Raw genomic sequence first — 4,125 nt, 5'->3', positions numbered from 1 at the left:
ACTATCGATAAAACTAACACTATTTCCTTATTAGTTTCCCGGTTTGGGTGGTTTTACCACTTTGTACAGTTACCATATAGATACCTGCCGGAAGCTGGCTTACGTTTATAGTACCATTGTTTTGTACAATACCCGCATACAATGTTTTGCCAAGCACATCGGTTATTTTTACCTGTGCAACTTCAGCTCCGTTTAGTTGAAGGGTTACCTTATCTGTAGCAGGGTTCGGGTAAAGCGTAAATACTTTAGCCTTATTATTTGCCACAGCAGCAGTGCTGGTAATCGTAGTCGTAGCTGTATTGGTAATAATCGGCTCATTAAAGTCGAAATAGATAGCAGCGGTTTCGCTCATGCTATCGCCAACTTCTGCATCAGCAACAGGCTTAATCCTGAAGCTTACAAAACCATGGCTGGCAGGTTCGTCATCCTGCTCTGCAGGTAGGTTAATACCATCAAGCTTAAACTCCACATCATTTCCGTTACGGCTTACGTTGTACAGGTGGCTGGCACCTATCGGCTGGAAGGTTGTCCAGTCAAGTTTCTCATCAAGTTCCAGGTCTATTTTCACATTCTGCGCAAAATAATCACCACTATTCTGGAAACGTACAGTGTAGTGAAGGAAACCATCGGCCTGTGCTTCGGTAATATATTCGCCTTCGTGTACCGTAATGTCGTTCGGGTCAAAAGAATTTACGGCATACTGGTTGTAAGTATAGGTATTGTTGCCAATATTTACATCGCCCGACACAGGAGTAACCGAAGATGTAAATACAATCTGTGTACCACTAACTACTGTAGGCGGAGTAGCAACAGTAAACCACACATAATAGTAAAGGGTTTGGTATGGGGCCAGGTCACTATAATTCCATGTAAGTGTATTGCCCGATAGTGTAGCACCATCAATATCAGATGGCGTAACCAGTGCGCTGTCAAAAGTAAGTGTTGCAGTGCCGCTGGCTGTTTCGGTACCGAAGTTGGTAACCGTTACATAGTATCCGGCAGTAAAACCCGGTACCGCCTGGGTATACGGAAACACATAAGTGGCAACATCGGTATAAGGTGCAGGCACCGTTATGCAGAAATTATTTTCGGTAACACCATTAGGGTAATCTATAGTTACGGCTGTAGGGTTGGCTGTAAAGTTTTGTCCGTTTATGTTCTGTATCCAAACAGTAACCACACCCGGCTGCACATTGGTAAAATAATATTGTCCATAAATATTGGTAAAGGTATAGTATACATAGTTACCGCTATTATAAGCTACCATTACACCGGCAGCAGGTGCATCTTCAGTATCGCAGCCGTCGCCGTCTTCGTCAAGGGTTACTACACCGCTAAGGCCATCGCCTCCGTTACCACATGGTTGTACTACAAGTTCAAGCGGGAAAACCATTTGGCCACATGGCCCCGTAAATTGCAGGTATATTGTTTGAAGGAATGGCTGGGTGTTAATAAATACGTCAAAAGGAAGACCATCAGTAAGGGTACCGTCTTCATTTTGGGTAAGGAAAAGCTGAAGGTTTGTAGCAGTAGGGTTTAGCTGCATGAAATCGGTATAAATGTTACCAAGGCTAAACAATCCATAACCATACCCGTTTTCAACATCGCAGGTAACCAATGGGTTTGGCGGTACAAAATCTGATTCATCCATAATGGTTACTGTATAACTGGCTTCACCTGTACAACCTTCACCATTAGAAATATATACGTAAACAGTTTGATTGGCAGTTATTACATCTCCGGGAAATATTTGTACATTTCCGGGAGCAGCAGGCCCACCCGACAGGGTGTAATACTCGTAACTGCCTTGCAAAGCAGGTAGTGTATAGGCACCACAGGCAGTAACATCAAAAAAATTACCGATGTTCATTTGGCCTATATTTACATCAAAGCTGGATTCTGAAACGCAGCCAAAGGTATTATCTCCAAAAATGTAAATTGTTTGTGAAGTAGTTATTGCTGTACCGGCCGCAATGATAGTTCCGGTACCATTAGGGCCTGTATAGTAATTTCCGAACGTCAGCGCCGGAAGTGTATACGAACTACAGCTATATACGTCCTGCAATTGAGGTACACCGGGTCCTGACCATACCTCTAAATTAAATGTCGTTGTAGCATATTCACCTGTTAAAACGCTATTTACTCTAGCATAAATAGGCTGGGGAGTAACCAATATAGGAACATAAGCAGTTGGGTTAGCCAGTGGATTTATGTTTGCCTGTGCATCAGCCTGGGTTTCATGAAATGTCACAAAAAAATTCACAGGATCTTGGTCTCCCAAAATAATAGGTGTTTGCACAGTAAGGTCAAATATCTCATAACCGCACTGTACCATGTCAGGTGCCTGGTTGGCCACAACATCCTGCGCTTTTGCTAGTAATGTTGCTGCCAAAAAGAATAAGGTGAGTATAATTTTTCTCATTTTAAATAGTTTAATATTTATATTTGATTGAAGTCCGGAAATCTGTTAATAAAACAGGAATATGTTAAAAAACCCTACTCATTAAATACTTTTTTATTGCACACATCTTAAAATGTGTTGTAAAAATTTTCAATTAAACAATGTCTTGTTTTAAAAATAACAATTTGTGATTTTTTGTTAATCTTCTTATAACTGCTTGGTAACCCGATTTATCGTGATTACTTTTGCTGAATAATAAATGAAATAATGGAAGCGAAACAGTTAGTACAATTAGCTGAAGAATTTGGAGGCCCGCTATATGTTTATGATGCGGAAAAAATACAGTCTCAATACCTGAAACTTGAAAGGGCGTTTAGCAAGGTGGGAAGCCTGCGCATTAACTATGCGGTAAAAGCCCTTAGCAATATATCGATACTAAAGCTCCTGAAACAGTTAGGTTCAGGCCTTGATACCGTTTCTATACAAGAAGTACGCCTTGGCCTTCTTGCCGGTTACGACCCTGAGAGGATTATTTATACCCCAAACGGCGTTTCTATGGAAGAAATAGAAGAAGTAGCAGCACTGGGTGTACAAATCAATATTGACAACCTCTCTATACTGGAGCAATTTGGTGCCAAACATCCTTCTACCCCGGTATGTATTCGCATAAACCCACACGTTATGGCGGGAGGAAATAGCAACATATCGGTAGGGCATATCGACAGTAAATTTGGTATTTCTATCCATCAGATGCCACACCTACTGCGTATTGTAGAGAATACAGGCATGCACATAAACGGTATACACATGCACACAGGTTCAGATATTCTTGATATTGAAGTATTCCTGTATGCTGCCGAAATATTGTTCGAAACTGCTATGAACTTTAAAGAACTGGAGTTCATCGACTTCGGAAGCGGTTTTAAAGTACCTTACAAAAAAGACGATATCCAGACGAATATCGAAGAACTTGGTAAAAAACTGGGCAAACGCTTTAACAGTTTCTGTACCGAATACGGCCGTGAGCTTACCCTTTGCTTTGAGCCGGGTAAATTCCTGGTAAGCGAAGCGGGTTATTTCATAGCCAAAGTAAATGTGGTGAAACAAACTACCTCTACTGTATTTGCAGGTATAGATACCGGTTTTAACCACCTTATCCGCCCGATGCTTTATGGATCTTACCACCAGATAGAAAATATTTCAAATCCTAAGGGAAAAGAGCGTTTTTACAGTATTGTTGGCTATATTTGTGAAACAGACACTTTTGCAAGCAACCGTCGCATCCCTGAAATTAAGGAAGGCGACCTGCTGTGCTTCCGCAACGCTGGGGCTTACTGCTTCTCTATGTCCAGCAACTATAACTCCAGGGTACGCCCTGCCGAAGTGCTGTGGTACGAAGGAAAAGGCCACCTGATAAGGCAGCGCGAAACTTTTGAAGACATTGTACGCAACCAGGTTATTTTAGATTTTGAACCTGTTGCAGTCACCGTTTAGGTTATATATATTGTTACTTTTCTAAAGCCGTAATATCAGTAGATGTTGCGGCTTTTTCATTGTAGCTCAATAATTCTTAGCAGCCCAAACTCCTGCGTATTCTTATAAACGCCGCCCCCGCTGTCCGCTGTATCCCTCCGCTAAAGCTGCGGGGATGCCGCTCCCATCGGGGCTAAGAGCAAACACCGTTTGCTTACCGGTAAACGTTCCTTCTTCGCGCCTTGGCGAGG

Annotated in this window: 2 protein-coding genes; one reads left to right on the top strand and one right to left on the bottom strand. The window is 42.1% G+C overall.

Going from position 1 to position 4,125, the window contains the following annotated elements; translation table 11 throughout:
• Window positions 1–19: 19 nt before the first annotated feature.
• The gene (locus ACZIX4_RS19890; protein ID WP_463337408.1) at window positions 20–2,422 is read right to left on the bottom strand and encodes a DUF7619 domain-containing protein; all 2,403 of its coding nucleotides are present in this window, start codon (window positions 2,420–2,422) and stop codon (window positions 20–22) included.
• A gap of 246 nt (window positions 2,423–2,668) precedes the next feature.
• On the opposite strand from ACZIX4_RS19890, the gene lysA reads away from it, so the two are divergent.
• Window positions 2,669–3,895 (top strand): diaminopimelate decarboxylase, encoded by a 1,227-nt coding sequence (gene lysA / locus ACZIX4_RS19885; RefSeq protein ID WP_463337407.1) that lies wholly within the window; start codon window positions 2,669–2,671, stop codon window positions 3,893–3,895.
• Window positions 3,896–4,125: the final 230 nt, after the last annotated feature.

Source organism: Flavobacterium niveum, assembly GCF_055231775.1.
The sequence above is the reverse complement of the archived record's forward strand: the minus strand, read 5'-3'. Positions and strand labels throughout refer to the sequence as shown.

Bases quoted from the DNA above. Each gene is read 5' to 3' on its own strand.
- ACZIX4_RS19890 (WP_463337408.1), bottom strand. From the start codon at position 2,422: ATGAGAAAAATTATACTCACCTTATTCTTTTTGGCAGCAACATTACTA.
- lysA (WP_463337407.1), top strand. From the start codon at position 2,669: ATGGAAGCGAAACAGTTAGTACAATTAGCTGAAGAATTTGGAGGCCCG.